Origin of the sequence: Actinomyces sp. S6-Spd3 (genome assembly GCF_000758755.1) — a bacterium.
Classification (GTDB): Bacteria; Actinomycetota; Actinomycetes; order Actinomycetales; family Actinomycetaceae; genus Pauljensenia.
Map to the genome: position 1 here is coordinate 46,862 of NZ_JRMV01000272.1, position 20,867 is coordinate 67,728.

At 59.4% G+C, this 20,867-nt stretch carries 9 protein-coding genes and 1 tRNA gene; 4 read left to right on the forward strand and 6 right to left on the reverse strand.

Annotation, left to right across the window (positions count from 1 at the left end):
- Positions 1-30 precede the first annotated feature (30 nt).
- Positions 31-7,422 carry an SdrD B-like domain-containing protein gene (locus HMPREF1627_RS02325; RefSeq protein ID WP_034501131.1) on the forward strand — a complete coding sequence of 2,464 codons (7,392 nt, stop codon included), beginning with the start codon at positions 31-33 and terminating at the stop codon, positions 7,420-7,422.
- 471 nt (positions 7,423-7,893) lie between these two features.
- Here HMPREF1627_RS02325 and HMPREF1627_RS02330 read toward each other — a convergent pair whose 3' ends face one another.
- Positions 7,894-9,840 carry a solute carrier family 23 protein gene (locus tag HMPREF1627_RS02330; RefSeq protein ID WP_034500824.1) on the reverse strand — a complete coding sequence of 649 codons (1,947 nt, stop codon included), beginning with the start codon at positions 9,838-9,840 and terminating at the stop codon, positions 7,894-7,896.
- A gap of 253 nt (positions 9,841-10,093) precedes the next feature.
- Here HMPREF1627_RS02330 and HMPREF1627_RS02335 point away from each other — a divergent pair.
- A tRNA-Arg gene (locus HMPREF1627_RS02335) sits at positions 10,094-10,166 on the forward strand.
- A gap of 240 nt (positions 10,167-10,406) precedes the next feature.
- Here the strand turns inward: HMPREF1627_RS02335 and HMPREF1627_RS02340 are convergent.
- The 5 genes from HMPREF1627_RS02340 to HMPREF1627_RS02360 all read right to left on the reverse strand — a co-directional run bounded on the left by HMPREF1627_RS02340 (position 10,407) and on the right by HMPREF1627_RS02360 (position 15,122).
- Positions 10,407-11,108 carry an HNH endonuclease family protein gene (locus tag HMPREF1627_RS02340; protein WP_034500826.1) on the reverse strand — a complete coding sequence of 234 codons (702 nt, stop codon included), beginning with the start codon at positions 11,106-11,108 and terminating at the stop codon, positions 10,407-10,409.
- A 198-nt stretch (positions 11,109-11,306) separates the two neighbouring features.
- Positions 11,307-12,680 (reverse strand): amino acid permease, encoded by a 1,374-nt coding sequence (locus tag HMPREF1627_RS02345; protein WP_034501133.1) that lies wholly within the window; start codon positions 12,678-12,680, stop codon positions 11,307-11,309.
- A 122-nt stretch (positions 12,681-12,802) separates the two neighbouring features.
- Entirely contained in the window at positions 12,803-13,552 is a 750-nt protein-coding gene (locus HMPREF1627_RS02350) for a trimeric intracellular cation channel family protein (protein ID WP_052040796.1), read from the reverse strand.
- 118 nt (positions 13,553-13,670) lie between these two features.
- A complete protein-coding gene (locus tag HMPREF1627_RS02355; protein WP_034500830.1) occupies positions 13,671-14,813 on the reverse strand; it encodes a VIT1/CCC1 transporter family protein in 1,143 nt (380 codons plus the stop codon).
- A gap of 21 nt (positions 14,814-14,834) precedes the next feature.
- Positions 14,835-15,122 (reverse strand): hypothetical protein, encoded by a 288-nt coding sequence (locus HMPREF1627_RS02360; RefSeq protein WP_034500833.1) that lies wholly within the window; start codon positions 15,120-15,122, stop codon positions 14,835-14,837.
- Between the two features lie 168 nt (positions 15,123-15,290).
- Here HMPREF1627_RS02360 and HMPREF1627_RS02365 point away from each other — a divergent pair, with 168 nt between their 5' ends.
- Complete coding sequence (locus tag HMPREF1627_RS02365; RefSeq protein WP_034500834.1) at positions 15,291-16,070, forward strand: alpha/beta hydrolase; 780 nt, start codon at positions 15,291-15,293, stop codon at positions 16,068-16,070.
- 45 nt (positions 16,071-16,115) lie between these two features.
- A complete protein-coding gene (locus tag HMPREF1627_RS02370) occupies positions 16,116-20,864 on the forward strand; it encodes a DUF3418 domain-containing protein (protein WP_034500835.1) in 4,749 nt (1,582 codons plus the stop codon).
- Positions 20,865-20,867: the final 3 nt, after the last annotated feature.

Sequence of the window (20,867 nt, forward strand, 5' to 3'; positions counted from 1 at the left end):
CCTGTAAATTGTGCGATGAAAGAGATTTCGATGACACGCCCTCGACTGCTCAATACGCGTGTGCGTATAGCTGGTGCGGCAAGTATTGCCACACTTTCGCTACTGTTCACGCCGCTCAGCCCCCTATACGGGAGCGTAGCGGCTGACAACAGCAGCGAAACCACTCAGGCAGCCCAAGCCTCGGATACAGGCAGCGAAAACGCCACGACTGAAGAAGCAAGCGGCGCTTCTGCTGAAGAAACCTCTGCTCCGGCAACAAATACCGAAGCCCCCGCAGAGATTTCAGCGCAGGCCGCAGGAGTAAACGCGAACACCCCTCGCACGCGCCGCGCACGCGCAGTCGCAAACTCAGCAACGCTGTCCATGTCTGTTTCGAACGACTCCGCAACGCTACCGATTCGTGACCAGCAGATCACCACTATCAACTACTCCTGTTCCTCGGTTTCGACACCGTGTGAAGGTGGAACCATTGAGGTGTGGCTCCCTGGACCCGTTACCCCCGCGGGTGAGCAGCTGTCCACCAGCTTCTATCAGACATACCCGGTTACCGGTGACACCGTCGTCAAGACCCAGAACAACGTTGTTTCCGGCACCCCGCGCATGCAGCGCCTGCTCTTCACGCTCAAGAATTCGATTCCTGCCGGAACCTCGGACCGTATCCAGATTCCGTGGAGCTACTTCGCCAACGATGCGCCGAACAACTCGACGACCACGACCCGAGTCGTCTTCTCGGCAACGAATGCTGACACGATTGAGCAGTCTCTGACAACAAAGTGGACTGCCGACCTCGATGTTGCAATCGAAAAGACTGGTCCGACGCGTCAGCAGGACTACCCCGCGGTTGGCGGCCTCGCAACCTACAAGCTCTACTATGGCTACCAGCAGATCGACCAGACTAACCCCAATAAGCCCGGTATCCGCTGGAACGGCTCCGCGCGAAAGTCCGCTAACCTCAACGGCCTCAACTTCGTTCAGGCTCAGAACATCAAAGTCAGCGACCCGCTTCCTGCAAACGCTGAATTCGTCTCGGCAACGAATGGCGGCGTCTACGACGCGGCCACTCACACGGTGAATTGGACCTACGCGAATTGGGCATGGCAAAACCCCATTACCTCGACGGTTACCGTCAAGTACCCTGCGGGTAGCGTCACCACCGCTGACACTGTCACCAACAAGGCAACCATCACCGCCGAGGCACAGAACGATCCGACGACCGTCGTCACCAAGAGCTCTCAAATCACCCACGGCTTCTCCGAAAGCAAGCCCGCTGGTTCCATGATCAAGCTCGGCAATGACAACCAGTATCAAACTCGCGGAGGCTCCGCGCCGTGGCGTCTGGGAGCCTCTAACTCAGGCAACACTACGCTGCATTTCCACTGGGATGACACTCTGCCCTGCACCTGGTCCACACAGGACGCAAAGGCCGCTGGTACCCCCTGTGACCAGCCGACAATGGTTAGCCCCTACCGTTTCTCCATCTTCTCCAATTCCGGCTTCGAAAATAACGGGGGCTGGACCTTGGAGTACTGGACTAACAAGGGCAACCACGCAAGCGTCAACTACACGGCCTCGTCTACCTTGACTCTTCCAGAGGGTGAGTGGATCACCCGCTACACGATCGATACGGATGCGCTCCCCCAGACCAGCCCGAACATTTTCTTCTACGGGACGATTCCAACGAACTTCCCGACTGAAGAACCGGCTGATTTTGCAAGCCACTACAACCCTGTTGCACCGCCCGAGAGGTACTACAATTACGTCGCCTCGTCGGACTATGTTCGCTACCAGAACTGTGCAAGCGGTACCGCGACCGATATCGAGACCGGCAGGGTTATCTTCTCAAACGACAACCTGTGCTCGTGGATGCGCGTGCGCAACAATTACCCCAGCGTGCATATCACTAAGTCCATCGCCACGAATCCTGTCGTTATCGGCAAGCCTGCGCTCTTCTACTTGCAGGGAAACGTTCGCCCGAAGAACAACGGTGGTGTTCCTACCCCCTTCACCATGACGGATCTGCTTCCCTCCGGTTTTGACATTGATGATGCTTCTGCGGTCAGCGTGGCAAAGACATCGCGACTCGTTACTGCAGACGGCTCTGCCTATGACCTCTCCAAGGTCACGGTTAGCATCGAAAAGAACTACAACGGCACTGGTCGCACACTGGTTCGCATCACCGTTCCCGATGCCGTCGAGGGAGTCTTGTACGCTTACCTCACGACGAACGTTCTCTCCACTGCTCCGGCGGGACAGAACACGAACGACGGTATGATCTTCATGCCCGGAGATGGAGCGAAGAGCGTCACTGAAGATAAGAGTCTGCGAAACACCTCCTACTGCTGGGCTGGCCGCACGCAGGACACCTTCGATGTCAACGGCAATGGCTCAACGACGGATTACGTATGTAATTCATCGTCGACCTTCAACGTTGCCGTTACGCCCGCGATGAACATCACGAAGGAAGTCAAGGGCAACAAGGACACCGACTTTGTTCCCGCAGGTCAGGTTGCTCAGATCGACCCGGGTGCAGACGGTGCTTACCGCTTCACCATCACCAATGCCGGTAATGCTGCCCTGACGAAGGTTGTCGCTTACGACATCCTGCCCTACAAGGGCGATGTCGGCGTTGGCCCCGCTGCCTCGCAGGCACGCGGATCTTCTTGGCGTCCGCAGCTGAACTCCACCAACTGGTCCTTCCAGTCAATTAAGCAGCTCCCAGGCCAGGCTCCCGTGACGACGGCTGTTCCGGCCTCGGATATCACGGTGGAATACACGACCGTTCAGAACCCCTGCCGCGGCGAGGTGATGAGCGCGGGTGGAGCTATGAACTCCGGTCCTTCCGGATGTACCCCCAACGCCTGGGGCGCTGCTCCCGCTGATTTGTCGACAATCACCGGTTTCCGCATTGTTATGAACCGCGATATCGAAATCGGAGAAAAAATCCAGTTCGTTGCAACCATGACTTCTCCGGTCAACGCGAACCTCATCGCATGGAACTCGGTTGCACTGTCCGGTGGCGTCGTTGAAAACGGCAAGGTGTCCTACCTGCAGCCGAATGAAGCTCCCAAGGTCGGTATCAACGTTTCCACCGATGTTGCTGTCGAAAAGTCTGTCGCTCGCGTCAAGATGAATGGCGATCAGGTGGTTCGCGACGCAAACGGACTTCCCGAAACCATCGAATCGACCGGCCCGGCAATGCCCGGCGACTACATGCTCTACAAGGTGAACTTGAAGAACAATGGTCCCGCGGTTGCCTCGGGCTTGTCGGTGAAGGATTCCCTGCCTTCGGGCGTCGAGTACGTCTCCTCTGAGGCGCGAATCTGCCAGACCGCGGGCGCAACCCCCTGCGCAAACGCAACCCCGGTTACCGGCGCTGACTACGATCCGACGACCTCCACATGGCAGGCAGTTGCATCGGGAGATCCCGACGTCACCCTCAATGTTGGCGGAACAGAGACCCTGTACGTCCTCGTGAAGGTCAAGGACGGTACCGCGGGTACGACCATTTCGAACACCGCAAGCCTTGGCGATTTCGACCAGATCGATTCGAACCCGGCGAACAACACTTCCACTGCGACCTTCACTGTTGGTGGCGCCCTGTCCGGCACCATCTTCAATGACACCGACGCAACATGGACGAATGATCCGGGAATCGACAAGCCTTTTGAGGGCGTTACCGTGCGCCTCCTCGACGGCGACGGGAATCCCGTGAAGAATGCCGCCGGCGCGGATATCACCACGACGACCGACGCCTCCGGTAACTACACCTTCACCCACCTGCCTCTTGGTTCCTACAAGGTTGAGGTCGTTCCCGGAAACGTCACCCTGAACGGTGACACCGTCGCACTGTCCGACTACACGCAGACCCTCGCCTACGGTTCCTCGGCTAGCCGCACGGACACCGGCAAGGGCAAGCTCACCACCCCCACGGCGATCACCCTGACCGCTGCGGCACCGACGGCCTCGAAGATCGACTTCGGTTTCGTCAAGCCCGCATCGATCGGTGACTACGTGTGGTTCGACGCCAACAAGGACGGCATCCAGGACGCCGATGAATACGGCGTTGCGGGCGTGCGCGTGACCTTGGTCGACAGCCTCGGCAATCCCGTTGTCGATGCCAACGGAAACACCGTTGCAGCAGTGACCACCGACGCGAACGGTAAGTACACTTTCGAAAACCTTCTGCCGAACCCGGAGCGTATGCTCGCCCAGAACGGTAACGATAGCTACACCGTGCGCTTCACTCCTCCCGCTGGCTACACGGGCACGACCTCGAACGCAGGTACCGACGCGGATACTGATTCCAACGGTCCCACCCCGAAGGTCACCCTGGCTGAAGGCCAGAAGGATATGAGCATCGATTTTGGCCTGATTTCAAACGGTTACATCGGTGACACCATCTTCTGGGATGTCGACAACTCCGGTGGTTTCAACCCCACTGAGCACGACAAGCCGCTGGCTGGCGTAACCGTGACGCTGACCTTCAAGACTCCGGCGGGTGTTGAGAAGACGCTCACGACCACGACCGACGCGGACGGCAAGTACAAGTTCGAGAACCTGGCCCCCGGCGACTACAAGGTCACCGTTGATCAGGCCTCGCTGACGACTGCGTGCCCCGTGTGCACCGCACAGACCCACGCTCCTTCGGGCAATCTGACCGCTTCAGAGAACCAGACGCTCTCCCTGAGCTCGAAGGTCACTCTGAGCCCGGGCAAGATGAGCAACGATTCTCAGGACTGGGCTTTCACCGGTCCCGCGAACACCGCGATCGCCAAGACCATCACGGATCCGGCAGCCGAGCCCGCGGGTGGCTTCACCCCCGGCACGACTGTCACCTACACGATCACCTTGACGAACGAGGGCCCCAACCCTGCAACCGGTGTCATCGCGCAGGATAAGCTCCCGGCGGGCGTGACTTTCGTGAGCTCTACCGGCGACGGAGACTACGATGCAACCACCGGCAAGTGGGACCTGAGCAATGAGGTCATCGAGAAGGACGCAACCCGCACGCACACCATTGTCGTGCGAGTGACTCCCGAGGCCGCTGGTTCGATCGTCACCAACACGGCGACCATCGAGCACCAGGATCAGTTCGGTGATAAGACCGCGGACAACACCTCCTCGGTGCCCTTGACCGCCGGTTACACGATCGCTGGCAAGCTCTACAACGATGCCAACGCATCCTTCAGCTCTGATAACGGCGAAAACCCCTACTCGGGTGTTACCGTTGCGCTCCTCAAGAAGGACGGCACCCCCGTCCTCGACAAGGATGGCAACCCTGTAACCGCTGTGACCGACGCTGACGGCAAGTACTCCTTCGCGGGTCTTCCCCTGGGTGAGTACAAGGTGGATGTTGTTAACCCGACCTCTGGTCCTCTCGCAGGCACCAAGCCTCTCGAGGCCTACACGGGTCGCTACAAGACCAGCGCTGAAGTGACGATCAAGGCTGAAACCGGTTCCGTTATCGACGTGAACTTCGGCTTCGTCAAGCCCGCTTCGCTGGGCGACTACACCTGGATGGACGTCAACCGCGATGGCATTCAGGATACCGACGAACCGGCTCTGCCCGGCGTGACGGTAACCCTGACCTACGCGGATGGCTCCGCCGTGACCGATGCCTCTGGCAACGTCGTTACAGCGAAGACGAGCGACGCAAATGGCAAGTACAAGTTCGAGAACCTGCTGCCCGGCGACTACAAGGTGTCCTTCCAGGCACCTGCAGGCTACGAAGCAACAACCTCGGACGCCGGAACCGACCGCGCTCTCGACTCCAACGGCGCCACGGCCTCGGTCACCCTGGCTCAGGATCAGACGGATGAAACGATTGACTTCGGTGCCGTTGGTACCGGTGTCATCGGCGATCAGCTGTTCCTCGACGTGAACCAGAACGGTGGCAATGCCCCCGACGCTGGCGACAAGGTGCTGCCCGGCGTGAAGGTCACTTTGACCTGGACCGGCCCGGGTGGAATCACCCGCACCTACGAGACCACGACCGATGCGGATGGCAAGTACAAGTTCGAGAACCTGCTGCCCGGCGACTACAAGGTGAGTATCGATCCCGAGACTCTCCAGACCGCCGAACCGCTGCTCGACGTTCTCACCCACTCCCCCGCTGGAGATGTTGAGAACAAGACCGTGGTCAGTGATGCAACCAAGGCTGATTCCACCGCCTTCGCAACGGCCATGAAGCTCACGGCTAACCTGACTCTGACGGGCGAGAAGAACCAGAACCTTGATCAGGACTGGGGCTTCGGAATCTCGGCTGACACCGCCATCAAGAAGGCGATCACCGATCCGGACGAGGTCGATCAGGAAACCTTCGAGTTCACCCCCGGTAAGAAGGTCACCTACACCCTGACCCTGTCCAACAATGGTCCGGGCGTGGCAACCGGTGTCACCGTCTCCGACAAGCTCCCGGCGGGCGTTAAGTTCGTCAAGGCTGAGGGCGACGGCACCTACGATGCAACCACCGGCGAGTGGAACCTGTCCGGAGAGACCATCGCCAAGGGTGATGATCAGTCCATCGAAATCACCGTCGAGATCACCGGTGAAGGTGCTGGCGCGCTCGTCACGAACGTCGCGCGTATCTCCCACCAGGATCAGGCGGGCGACAACCCGACGAACAACGAGTCCTCGGCGTCCTTCAAGGGCGGCTACAACCTCGGCGGCACGATCTATCGTGACTCCGATGCAAGCTTCTCCAAGAGCTCGACCGAAGAACGTTTCGCTGGCGTGACTGTCGCTCTGCTCGATGGCGATGGCAACCCCGTCCTCGATCACGATGGCAACCCCATGACGACCGTGACCGATGCCGATGGCAACTACCAGTTCGTTGCCCTCGGAGTGGGCACCTACCGTGTCTCGATCGTTGATCCGAACACGGGCGTCTTGGCCGGTCTGACCAACACCCAGGCCTACACCGGACGCGGTGCTACCCAGGCACCGGTGACCATCACCGATTCCTCGGTCCAGGGCGTTGACTTCGGCTTCGTCAAGCCGGCAACGATCGGCGACCGCGTGTGGAACGATCAGGACCACAACGGCGTTGACAATGGCGAGCCCGGAGTTCCCGGCGTGACCGTGATCCTCAAGGATGCTTCCGGCACCGAGGTTGCGCGTACGACGACCGACTCCGATGGTCGCTACCGCTTCGAGGGACTCCTCCCCGGCACCTACACCGTGTCGATCGAGGTTCCTTCCGGTTACGAGGCCGCGTCGACCTCCACTTCCGTAACCCTCACCGAGGGCGAGGTCAACTTGGATATTGATTTCCCGGTCACCTTGATCCCGACGCCTTCGCAGCCTGCGAAGTCGATCCTGGCAAAGACCGGTTCGGATGCACAGTGGATCGCGATCCTGACGGCCATGTTGCTGACCGCTGGTGTGGGTGCCCTTGGCACCGCTCGCAAGCGTCGCAACTGATCGCATGACGCGAGTGCGGTTCTAACCGCAAAGCTCGGGCCGGGCCTCGACGAATGTCGGGGCCCGGCCCTTTTGTGTGTTTTATCGTTATGTCTCCAGGGGCGTGCTTTTGCGAGTTCGCTTTGTGCTGCCCAACCTGCGGTCTTAACAGTGCGCGCACCGCGGCTTAGATCGCGCAGTCATGCTTTAGCTCTCCCCTTCCCCCGTTAGCTCTCTCATTCCTGGTTTAGCTCGCTCACCTGCCGCCTTAGAACAGCAATAGACCCGGAATGAATGAGCTAAACCAGGAGGGAGGGAGGAAGAAGAAGAAGAAGAGAGCGAGGGAACGAGGCCGCACCGGGCAACGCGCGCCGACAACCCCGCGCCCTGGGGACCGTACAGGTACGACTGTGCCCCTGGGTGCGGACAGCACCCAGGGGCACACGGCCTTAGCCAAGAAGCGGCGGTATGAGCCGCTGCCTGAAGAAGACCTCAGTCAAGCTGGTCGAAAGAGCGCATCCACGCGGAGTGGATCGGATTCGCATCCGCGACCATGGCTTCGAAACGGTTATCGGCGATCTCTATGACCTCGTTGAGGGTCACGCGCATCTCGCGCAAGTCCGAGCTCTCAACGCGACGCCAGCCATCAGCCAAGAGCTGATCCGCCGAATCGATGCGCGAAATACACACGATCATCGGACGATTGAAGCGTTCACGGTAGGCCTTGCCCAAGACGCGAAGCTCTTCTTGCTTCGCAGGGTCAAAGTCACCCAGCAAGGTGGAACCGGTGTCCACCAAAGCCTGCTCATCGGCCTCGTCAGACAAGAGGAGGTCAACGATATCGGTGTAGGCGGCAATCAGTGATTCCTGTTCCTCGGGGCTCGCCTGAGCAACGGCGTCTTGGAAGGCGTAACGCAACTCTGACACGCTTGCGAAAGGCGCGCGGGCCCATGCTCGCTCCAGAGGCCAGGTCACACCGGAGAACATTGGCTCAAACACACGAACGAACTTCTCTTCACCCAGGCTATTGACTGCGTCCAAGTCCAGCGGACGACCGTCGAGCATCGACACCGCGGGAGCGGGCTTGCGGCCAATGTGGAAGAAGATGATGTTGAGGATGATCGCGCAGATCGAACCGATGGTCACGCCGGATCCGAACAAAATCTGCGCCCATGAAGGCACGTATCCTGCTAAGTCCGGCTTCAAGGTCACCAGCAGCCCCAGACCAATCGAGGTCGACACGATCACCGAATTGCGGTTATCGCGCATATCAACAGTGGACAGGGTCTGGATACCAACAACCGCAACGGCAGCGAACATCGCCAAGGAAGCGCCACCAATAACCGGCTTAGGAATCGAGGCGACAACGGCGCCAGCCTTGGGGAGAACACCCAAGATGATCATGATCACACCGGCCGCGGTGACGACCCAACGGGACTTCACGCGAGTCAGACGCACCAGACCAACGTTTTGAGCGAAGCAGGTGTAGGGGAAGGAGTTCAAGACACCGCCCAGAGCGGTGGAGAGGCCATCGGCACGCAGAGCGTTAGCGATATGCGCGGGGGTAATGCGCTTTCCAACAACCTCACCCGTGGCGAAAACATCGCCCGTGGTCTCGACTACCGTAATCGCCATGACGATCAGCATTGAGATGATCGCAGCGACAGAGAACTTCGGAATTCCAAAGAAGAAGGGGGTGGTGACACCCAGCGGTGCCGCCTCCCCCACAGCCGAGAAGTTTGCGTCCCCAAGGAGCCACGCAACAAGGGTTCCTCCGACCAGGCCCAGAAGGACCGCGATAGTCGCCATGAATCCGGAGAAAATGCGCTGAATGATGACGATGACAGCAAGGGTTCCCAGTGCGTATGCGAGGCCGCGCAAGGTTCCGGGAATGGGATCCGCGCCGACCTTTGCCGCCGCAGTTCCCCAGGCGACAATGTCATTTGCCGCGACCGAGAGAAGGGTTGTGCCCATGACGGTCAGCAAGGTACCGGTGACGACCGGCGGGAAGAAACGTAGCAGTTTCGCGAAGAAGGGCGCTGCAAGGAAGGTTGCAATACCAGCAACAATGATGGAGCCATACATTGTCGCAAGGCCTTCAACTCCGCCTCCTGCCGCCAGACCGACAGCAATCAGGGGCGAAACCGCAGTGAAAGTTACTCCTTGAAGGAGCGGCAGGCGGACACCGATCTTGGGTCCAAGTCCTGCAGATTGAATGATCGAGGCGATACCACAGGTGAAGAGGTCCGCGTTGATCAGGTGAACAGTGGTTGCCGAATCGAGTCCCAGTCCGGTGGCAATAACCAGCGGAACGACAACTGCCCCGGCATAAAACGCCAGGACATGCTGAAAACCAAGGATTGTGAGCTTGGGGAATGAAGGGACTGCATTGACAGGGTCGATGTGGATGGTGGACATTTTTGGCTGGCTATTTGCCATGGCTGTGCTCCTGCACGTCACTCAAAAATGGACCTCTTCATTTTTACTCATTTTGACGAGCAAATGAAAGTTCCCTCCATTCGCGTTGCTATTTCTTTAGTTGACGAGGCCGCACCTCCTTCCGTGATATCGCGCGGTAATTCCGTGGCACAGGGAAGCAGAAAACCAGGGGATGTGATTGATGACGCATTTGTGAGTTTGCTTGTCAGAGCAGCTTGTGCTTAAACTATTTCTCGGCCAATCAATCGGCTTTGCGCTCGTAGCTCAATGGATAGAGCATCTGACTACGGATCAGAAGGTTGGGGGTTCGAGTCCCTTCGAGCGCGCAAGCGGCCCCGCTCGGTGCGTCCCACCGGTCGGGGCTTTGCTTTACCCACTTTCGGGCGCGGTGATGCGCTTTAAACCAGAATCATAGGACGCTACGCGTTGCTGGCGGGGCGACTTTTCGGGTTATAGGACGCTACGTGTTGCTGGAGTGTTGACTTTTCGGCCTGATGGTACGGGAAAGTTGGTGTTTTTGTTGCTCGAGGAAGACAGGGAGAAACCAGGGTCCCCACCAAGTTCCCTTACTGGCACCGTTCCAAAACCGATGTCATTGCTTTCTTCTCTGCCCGGGTCACCCCCAATCCCCATGAAGCTTTCACTGCAATCTGTCGCTGGACGTAGGCGCATTGGTATGCGCTGTTGGACGGCAACCACTGATCAGCGCTGCTCGCGCCTTTATCTTGATTCGCGGCTCCATCAACAGCCAGCAGGTTGAAAGGATCGTTAGCGAAGTCTTGACGCCGCGCCGCGTCCCATTGCCATGCCCCGCTCTTCCAGGCGTTAGCAAGAGCAACAACGTGATCAATCTGGACTGCCTCGGAGGAATCCTCGCCTCGTTGGAAGTCGATCTGGCACCCGGTATAGGGATCATCTAAAACCCCTGACACAACAACGCATTGCGGTGAGCTTCGCTTCATCTGGAGGTCATGGAGGTCCCGCTTCAACACGTCGTTTCTGGTATCGCAACCATTACGGTCCACGTCAGCCCAGCGCTGACCGAATTGATCCCGAGAATACTGTGGGACTGATTCTGAGCCATTCTCAATGACGCGCAGTTCTTCAAGCGCGCGGCGACTATCATCAGCGCTACCCAAGGTCATATCCGCCGGCCCCGTTGCATGTGTGGGCCCCGAGGTGCGCCACCAGAATCCCAGCAGCAGCGCAAAAGCGGCGAGGAAGACACTGAACACAATGATCAGACGCCCCCGGTGTGTGCGTTTCATCTTCCTCACCTCCCGACTTTCCTGAGAACTAGCGACGCTCTAAGGGACCAATATCCATGCCTCCCTCACACTATGCCGCAGGAAGTCATCATTAACCACGACAGCACCCAGATCTGTGGAAAACGCCGAAAGGCCCTACACCCTGTGGATAAAAAGAAACCCGCCTCCCCGGAAGGAGACGGGTTTCCCAGTACAGTTCTACGCCGCTTTCCGCTCACGCAGCTTCTCGCCCAGGAAGTAGATACAGACCAAAAGCAACGTCAGAGACCCCATAGCAAGCAGCTGAGCGCGTCCCGAAGCGTTAAAAAGCATGAGCACAATAAGCGCGAAGAGGCCAAGCAGCGACAGCCTCGGAACCCAGGGCCATCCCGGAACGCGCAGCGACAAAGCTCCCTGCGCTTCCAAAGACGGGTGCAGGCGGATCTGCGCAATGACGATCATGATCCACACGATGAGCAAGACCATTCCAACCGCATTGAGCAGAATCTGCAAAATCACGGCGGGCAAGAGCCAGTTGAGGGCGACCGAGATCAGGGACAACACAACTGAGACCGCAACCGCGTTCCGGGGAGTGCGACCATGCTCAATATCGCCGTGTAGAGCAGCAACCTCAATGGTCTCTTCGTCAGTGTGCGCAACTTCTTCCACTTTCGAACCCAGAAGCCAACGCGGACCCATACCACGAGAAGCAAGGGAGTAGGCGATACGGGAAGAAGCGTAGATATTTGCCGAGAAGGCACTGACCAGCGCAGTGAAGACGATGATATCCATGATGACGCCGACCCCCGGGAAGTGCGCCATTTCGAGGACGGCCGCGAAGGGGCGCTTGCTCATTTCCACGGAGTTCCACGGAAGCAGGCAGATCAGGAGGGTCACTGAACCAACGTAGAAGACCAGAATGCGCCAAATGACGGAACGGATTGCCTTCGACATTGCGCGCCGTGCATCGTCGGCCTCGGCAGCGGCAATGGTGACGATTTCGAGGCCGCCAAAGGAGGTGATGATCGCAAGGAGCCCGACGGCGATTCCGGAAATGCCCGCAGGCGCAAAGCCCCCGTTCCCAACGAAGGCCTCGTGCAAGCCCTGCGTACGCCCCGGAATGAAACCGATGAGCATAAACAGACCGATAGCCAAGAAGGCAATAATCGCCAGGACCTTCAAGGCCGCAAGACCCGCCTCGACAGCACCGAAGTGTCCGGCAGCCAGCAGGTTAATCCCGCCCAGGACAATGACAATCACCAAGGTCACGACCCACTGAGCAACGCCCGGGAACCAGTGAGTGAAAATCTGCGCAGCGCCGGTCATTTCCAATCCCAGCACCATGATGAGCATGACCCAGTAGAGCCAGCCGGACGTGAAACCAGCCCAGCGTCCAATCCCAGCTTCCGCGTAGGTTGAGAACGAACCAGAGGAAGGGATCGCTGCAGCGAGCTCGGCGAGGGAATACATCACGGCAACAACGATCAGCGCAGCAAGGATATAGGAGATCAGCACTGCGGGACCGGCCTCGGCAACGGCAACGCCGGTGCCCACAAAGAACCCGGCGCCGATCGCGCTACCCAGCGCCATCATCTGCAGGTGGAAGGACTTAAACTTCTTCGAGCCGGACTTGTTTCCGCCAAGAACCGGCGCTTGGCCCTGTGCAGTTGTGGCTGCTGCCTGTGTATTTGTTATCGATGTACGTGCCTCATTGCTCATTGATCCGAACGTTCCTCAATAATTTTCTGTGCATCTTCATGATCGACGGAACGCAAGCGTAACAATGCACGAAGCTGCGTTGCCGTCATTGTCAGTGTCCAGTCATTATGCGACGGAAGCTGCCATTTTCTCCAATGTGCAAGAACCGTGAAACTTGATCCCACGATTGTCGCAATCAACATGCCGATCTGTTCCAGACCCGACTGCCCGAAAGCAGCCATGATCGCGGCAGAGACGAAAGCCGGTGTTGCATAGAGATTGTTCCCGCCGAAGACCTGCGGAACCATTCCAGCTGAGATATCGCGGATCATTCCGCCTCCCACAGCAGTCATGATTCCCAGCAAAATTGCCGGCCCGACACCGAGCCCAGCATTGATCGTCTTCAGCGCACCCGTAGCAGCCCAGCACCCCAAGACCGTGCCATCAGCAAGGACCAGGGCGATCCGCCAAAAACGCGAGTCCAGGCGCCAGAGCATAGCAACAAGCGCACCGACAAGCGCGGTTCCCAAGTAGAAGGGATCGGTCAGGGCAACGGGCGGCCCCTGATCGAGCATAATGTCACGGAGCATGCCTCCCGCGAGCGCGCACATGATTGCAAGAACCATGAAGCCCACGGCATCAAAGCGCTTGATACGCGCAATGCGTCCGCCAAGAATCCCATTGAGCAGCACGCCAAGGAGGTCGATGACGCGGAAGAGATCCGGCAGGGTCTGATTGAGGGTATCGAGCACGGTCCCTATTGTCATCCACTTCTCAACAGATTCCAAGGAGCGACGGGGACGATCTCAGAACCCAAGATTGAGTGCCGAGGCCGAACTCAGTGTCCCGGACATGCTCAGTTCCGCTCACCCCAAGTCAAGCCCCTCAGGCCACGCTCGTCTCAAAAAGCAATCCAAGGGCGAAAGTCGCACCAGCCGCGCCAAAACCGATGAGAAGTTGGCGCAGTGCTCGAGGAGCGGGCGGCCGTCCCGAAAGGACACCGACGATTCCACCGGTGAACATGAGCGCAAAGCCGACAAGTCCAACCGCAACCCCCGCTGCGACCATTCCGTTCAGGCCAAGAATGTAAGGGATGAGCGGCAAGAGAGCACCGGTCGCGAAACAAATAAACGACGAGGCCGCGGCCCGAATGGGGGTTCCGACTTCTTCGCTTGCCCCCGCGTTCTGCTCATTTTGCGAGGCGAAGATCGGGCGACGCATAGCGTACGTGTCCTCGGCGTCTTCGCCCACGCGCCCCTCGGCCTCGGCAAGCTGACGGAAAACCTCAGCGGCATGCGCATCAGCGTGCTCCGCATCCTCACCACGCGCGCGGAAAAGCAGGGCCAGCTCGTTCGCGTCAACGTCGAGGGAGGGAAGGGAACGGTCGGCCTCGGGATCGGGAATGGAGGCGTCAAGGAGTTCACGCTGCGAGCGTACGCTCACCCACTCGCCGGCAGCCATCGACAGCGCGCCTGCAAGAAGGCCCGCAATACCGGTCGTCAAAATGTTCGACGTACTCATACCCGCGCCGACAACGCCCAAAATCAACGCAAGGTTGGAAACCAGACCGTCGTTCACGCCGAAAACTGCCGCACGGAAGGTTCCCGCCAGAGTTTGGCGCGAACGTTCAGCCAGCGAGCGCACAACTTCACCGTGAATTCGTTCATCGGCCGCCATTTGCGCGGGAGCATCATCATCGTCATCATACGAGGATCGCTGTTCGGTGCGCTGGGCCATGGCTAGGACGAAAATCGTTCCAAACATGTAGGCGAGCATTGCCGAGATGCGGGTACGCAGCGGCGGGTGAGGCGCTGGTAGCGCGTGTTCACCCAGCAAAGAGAGCCAGTATTCTTCGTGGCGACCTTCTGCCTCTGCGAGGCCCAAAAGCACTTGGCGTTCCTCGCCGGTTCGCTGCTCCGCGAGCGCGCGATAGGTGCGTGCTTCCATGCGTTCTTCGGCGAGATAGCGCCTCCAGCGGCGAATTTGTGCGCGCGTGGGTTCGGCTGCTGTGTTGAGGGATTCAGTCATTGTTCGAGGGCGTGTTTTCGCTCAGTCTGCGTAGGTCGGTAGGTCTTCGTCGTCTTCCGAGGCCTGGGCCGGCATCCGGAAGAGACGTTCCTTGACGGCATCGGCGACCTTATCGGTGACCTTCTCTCCCTGGGTGCGCACGAGGGAAGAGACCTTTTCACCGGCTGCGTCTAGCGGACGTGCGACCACGGGGAAACGGCGCACTTTCGCGGCGAAATGGCAGATTCTTTCGTATTGTTCGCGGCCTGCTCGAGTTCCTAGGACGTAGCCGATACCGAAACCGACGGCGATTCCCATTTTCGTTCCCACGAGACGCCTTTCTTTCAACGCGGGCGCTTAAACGCACCGTCGTGCGATGTGAGTCTGGAATAGAAACCAGCCTAGTGGGTGGCGAAAGCTATTCGCTACTTGTTTACCTTTTCGCACGTTGTGAGATGAGGTATTTCGCATCCGAGAAGAAACCGATACGGTGGAGTCATGAGCGAAGTACGTATGAACACTCCCCGTGGGATCACACTGTCGGGAACTTTCGTTCAGCCTGTAGATTCTCGGGACGCCGTTGTCCTGTTTTCTCACTCTTTCCTTGCAGACCGTCATTCCGGCGGCCATTTTGACGATCTCGCGCGCGCCTACCGCAAGGCGGGCTACGCGACTTTGCAATTCGATTATTCGGGGCACGGCCTTTCTGATGATGAGGTGATTTCTCGCGAGTCCCAGATCGAAGACCTCCAGGCAGCATCGGGCTGGCTTGCGGATCAGGGCTTCACTAACCAGCTCATTCACGGCCACTCTTTCGGCTCGGTGACCGCACTTGCGGCGCGTCTGAGCCACGCGACCGCGCTCTTCTTATCGGCACCTGTCCTGGGCCCCCTTTCCTACGATTGGAGCGCGATTTTCTCCAGCAATCAGCTGGACGAATTGGAGCACACGGGCCGCACATGGATCCCCGACGACTCTGAGGGCCCCCGTGAGTCTTTCGTCATTTCCAAGCAAACACTTGCCGACCTGTCGATGGTTGACCCGGGCATCATCGATCCTTCGGGAGCCCCCGTCCTGATCCTCCACGATGCTGACGATATCGAGTTGGACCTCGTGGACCTCACTCGCGATGCCTTCCCTCGCCTTCCCGATGGCTCGCGCGTGGAGTTGATCCACGAAACCTCCTTTGGTGCGGGCGAGCATCCCGAAATCCTGCGCGAGGCCGCACTGGAGTGGGCACAGCTGTGGGCTGAGCCCAGCGGAGAATTTCGCCAGTAACGCACACACCCAGCTGGCCTAGGCGTTCTTCGATACTCTGAAGGGGTGTCCTCTTCCCAGCAGCCCAGACGTCGGCGCTCACACTCACGCAGGGGCCGCCCAGCCCATGCGCCCGCGCCTTTTCGTCCTTTCACGCCCGAACAGCTTGCCGCTCGGGCCGCTGCGCTTCCGGTCATTTCTTTCCCGGATCTTCCCGTCAGTGCTAGACGCGAGGAAATCGCCCAGGCAATCCGCGAGCATCAGGTCGTCATCATTTCGGGTGAGACCGGTTCGGGGAAGACGACGCAGATCCCCAAGATTTGCTTAGAATTGGGCCGCGGAATCGCCGGGATGATCGGCCACACCCAGCCTCGACGTATCGCCGCGCGCTCTGTCGCGGAAAGAATCGCCTCGGAACTGGGGCAAAAGGTCGGTAAACAGGCCGGCGAGGTCGTTGGCTATCAGGTGCGTTTCACCGACGAGGTCGGCCCCACGACCCTCGTCAAACTGATGACGGACGGCATTCTTTTGGCGGAAATCCAGTCGGATCCGATGCTGCGCCGCTATGATACTTTGATCATTGACGAGGCCCATGAACGCAGCCTCAACATTGACTTTATCTTGGGTTACCTTGCGCGACTGCTCCCTATGCGCCCTGATCTCAAGGTCATCATCACCTCGGCAACAATCGATTCGGATCGTTTTGCCCAGCACTTTGGCACCTGGGATGGCCCGATCGGAGAGGGTACGCTGCTCCAGGCAGCCCCGGTCATCGAGGTTTCGGGACGCACCTTCCCTGTTGAGATTCGCTATCGCCCGCTTGCCGCTGATGCACCGACCTCGTACTCCTCGACTTCCGGGAAGGACACGAACGCGCTCCTCTCCCCCACGGCCTCGGCAACTGGGGAAGAAATGCTGGCCGGCAGCGGCGTCGAACAACTGGTTTTAGAGGACGCGGATGATCCTCTCGCTGTGGAGGGCTACGGCGCGGGAGTAGAGATCGACCTCGAGACGGCGATCTGCCACGCGGTTGATGAACTATGCAGCGAGGGCCCCGGAGATATCTTGGTTTTCCTCCCCGGCGAGCGCGATATCCGCGATGTTGAGCAGGCCCTTCACGACCACCTCGGCAACCGTGCACCGCGCGATATCTCGCGGTCGAAGAATCCGGCGGATATCGAGATTCTTCCCCTCTTCGCACGCCTCAGTTCCGCAGAGCAGCACCGAATTTTCGAGGCGCACTCTCACCGCCGCGTCGTCTTGGCGACGAACGTTGCCGAAACCTCGCTGACGGTTCCGGGAATCCGCTATGTCATTGATCCGGGTTTGGCGCGTATTTCGCGCTATTCCAATAAGACGAAGGTGCAGCGCCTCCCCATTGAAGAAGTCTCGCAAGCAAGCGCAAACCAACGTTCGGGACGCTGTGGGCGCGTGGCAGATGGCATCGCAATTCGCCTATATTCCGCGGAAAACTACGCGTCGAGGCCGCCTTTCACTGAGCCAGAAATCCTGCGCACTTCGCTTGCATCGGTCATTTTGCAGATGAGCGCCTTGGGCTTGGGCGATGTGGCTTCTTTCCCCTTCGTCGATGCTCCTGATTCGCGTGCTATTCGCGACGGCATCAATCTGCTCGTCGAAATTGGGGCACTTCGCGCCTTGGAGAATTCTTCGAGTTCGCAAAGCGGTTTTGAGCTCACGCCTATCGGCCGCGATCTTGCTCGTCTTCCTATCGACCCGCGTCTTGGACGCATGTTGCTTGCCGGCAAGGATGCGGGCTGCGCCTCGGAAATTCTCATCATTGTCGCGGCTCTATCGATTCAAGACGTCCGCGAACGGCCCTTGGACCACCAGGAGTCCGCCGACACCGCACACGCGCGTTTCACCGATCCACACTCGGACTTCCTCACTTACCTCAACCTCTGGCGCTACCTCCACATCCAACAGCGCGACTTGTCAGGCACAGCCTTTAGACGCATGTGCCGCGCCGAATTCATTCACTACCTGCGTTTCCGCGAGTGGCGCGACATTGCCCACCAATTGCGCGATATGGCCCGCACTATCGGCATCCATACCGAGCCCCTCGGCATTCCTTCGGCCGGGGATGTTGTTGACGAGGCCTCGCGTGCGGGAATCGCCGACGCAGCCGCGCGTGCCGCTGTGGCCTATACACGATCGACAAGCGCGGTTGATACGGATGACATTCACCGCTCGATTCTTGTCGGGCTTTTATCCAGCCTCGGAGCCTGGGACCCGGTGACTCGCGATTACACGGGGAGCCGCGGAACCCACTTCACGATCTGGCCGGGTTCTGGAATCACCGGTCACCCCGATTGGGTGATGACAGCCGAACTCGTCGAAACCTCGCGACTTTTCGCGCGAACGGTGGCACGGATTCGCCCCGAATGGGTCGAGCCCCTTGCCAAGGATTTCCTCACTCACGTCTATTCCGAGCCGACCTGGAATTCCTCGCGAGGCGCAGCCTACGTCCAAGAAAAAGTCATGCTCTACGGCTTGACCTTGATCGCAGACCGTCCGGTTCTTCTTGGACGCCTGGGGGCCACTCCCCTGGGTTCAATTCGTGGCGCAATGCCCAGCGACTCACCCTTCGCAGCGGCCCTCAGCACCCCTGTCACTGCGGCCGAGCTTGCCCGCGAGATGTTCATCCGCCACGCGCTTGTTCAGGGTCAGTGGCGTGAGCGCCACGCCTTCCAGCGACGCAACGACGAGGCGATCGAGCGCGCACGCGAAACGGAGCGCAGGAGTCGCACCCACGGCCTCGTCGCGGATGAAATGGCGCTTGAAAGCTTTTTTGATGACATTCTTCCGGCGTCGATCATTTCCACCGGGCACTTCAACCGTTGGTGGAAGGACAAGAAACGCACGGATCCAAAGCTTTTGGACTACCCGCCCGAGCTTCTTCTTCCCCGAGGCCTCGGCCAAAGCGGCGCGGGTTTCCCCGATCACTGGGCGCAGGGCGAGCTGCGTCTTCCCCTGTCCTACGAGTTCCACCCGGGTTCCCCGCGTGATGGTGTCTCCATGTCGATCCCGATCGAGGCCTTGGGGCGCGTGAGCGATGAGGGGACCGATTGGTTGGTGCCCGGGATGCGTGAAGAGCTCATCACCGAGGCAATCCGCGCGCTCCCCAAAGCAAAGCGTCGCTTGCTTGCTCCGGCTCCCGAGGTCGCAAAGACCGTGGCGGCGTGGATCGAGGACGTGCGCCGTGGCCGCGTTGACCTCAGTGCCCCTGCGCCGAAGAAAGCGCAGGCCACACAACAGCAGGCTCAAGAGGAAGACCCCGCGTCTTTGAGCGCGGCTTTGGGTCGTTTAGCTGCGTGGGGCGAGCGAACCGGTCAAGCGCGAAGCACGCGCAAGAGTGCGGGGACTGCGCAAACTCCTGCAAAGCACTCTCCTGAATCGGCAGTTCCAAGCGACACTGCCAAAGCCGAGGCCACGTCTTCCGAGCACGGCAGCGCACGTACTGCCGAATCGGCCTCGTTCAACGAACTATTCACGCGTGCGCTGCGAGAATTGCGCGGAGTTGACCTCAGCGACTCGGATCTGCGCGCGATGGAGGATTCTCTTCCCGATCACTTGCGGATGACTTTCGTCGTTCACGATCACGACGGCCACGAGTTGGGAAGTGGTAAGGACCTTGGCTACCTCAAGCGCACCCTTGCTGGAGCAACCGATCGTGCCTTGCGCACCGCTGTTCGCCAAGCCCTGAGCGAGGCCCAGAAACGCTCTGCGAAAACAGCTCAGACTCAAGGGGAGCCGCAGGCGGGCGAGGTGTCCACCGAAGCAGACACCGTCACCACCGCTCATTTGCCTGCACCCAACGCAGGATCGAAAGCGCCCGCGGGCGCGGCCTCGGCAATGGAAAGCGGCGAACATGAACTCTTCGCGGACAATCTTGAGGCCTTCCCCAGCGCGCCGCTTCCACAATCAGTTGAATCGCGCGCGCAGGGCTTGCTCATCCGCGCATTCCCGGCGCTTGTCCCCCAGGGGGATCGCGATAATCCGCTCGCCGGAGTACGGGTGATGGCGAATGCCTCTCAGGCGCGAAGCGAACACCGCCTCGGTATTGCGAACCTTGTCCTGCGCACAATTCGCCTGTCAACAAAGCGCGTATCAACGCGCTGGACGGGTCGTGAGGCCCTCATGCTCACCTCAACGCCCTACCCGAGCACCGAGGCGCTCATTGCCGATGCGCAATTGGCAAGCGTGCGCGCTCTGAGCGACACCCTTGCGGGCGAGCGCGGGCTGTGGGCGATCCGCGACGCCTCGGCCTTCGAGGATCTTTCCACGCGTATTCGTGACCGCCACGAGGACCAGGTCTACTCGATCATCGAAGTAGTTGTCCGCGCGATGGAATCCTGGGCACAGCTGCAAGACCACCTTGCCGAGGCCAGCGGCCCCGCGTATGCGAGCCTGCGCAGTGACGTTCAAGCGATCGCGTCCTCACTGGTTTTTGACGGTTTCATTGCCGCAACGCCGCTGGAGCGACTGCTGAACCTTCCTCGCTACATTCAGGCGCAATCCGTGCGGCTGCGCAAGGCTCTGCGCTCGCCCGCAGATGTTTCTCGCGACGAGAAATCGCGCGCGGCCTTGTCCCAGATTGACGAGGAAGTTGAGGAGTTGCGCGAGCTCATGGATACGCGTCCCTTCGATGGGCGCCACGAGGCCGCATTCGAAGAACTCCTATGGATGCGCGAGGAATTGCGCGTGTCCCTCTTCGCTCAAGAACTTGGAACCGCACGCAAGATTTCCCCGCAGCGCATGCTCGCCGCGATCGATCGCCTTCACGAGGCCATCTAGGGG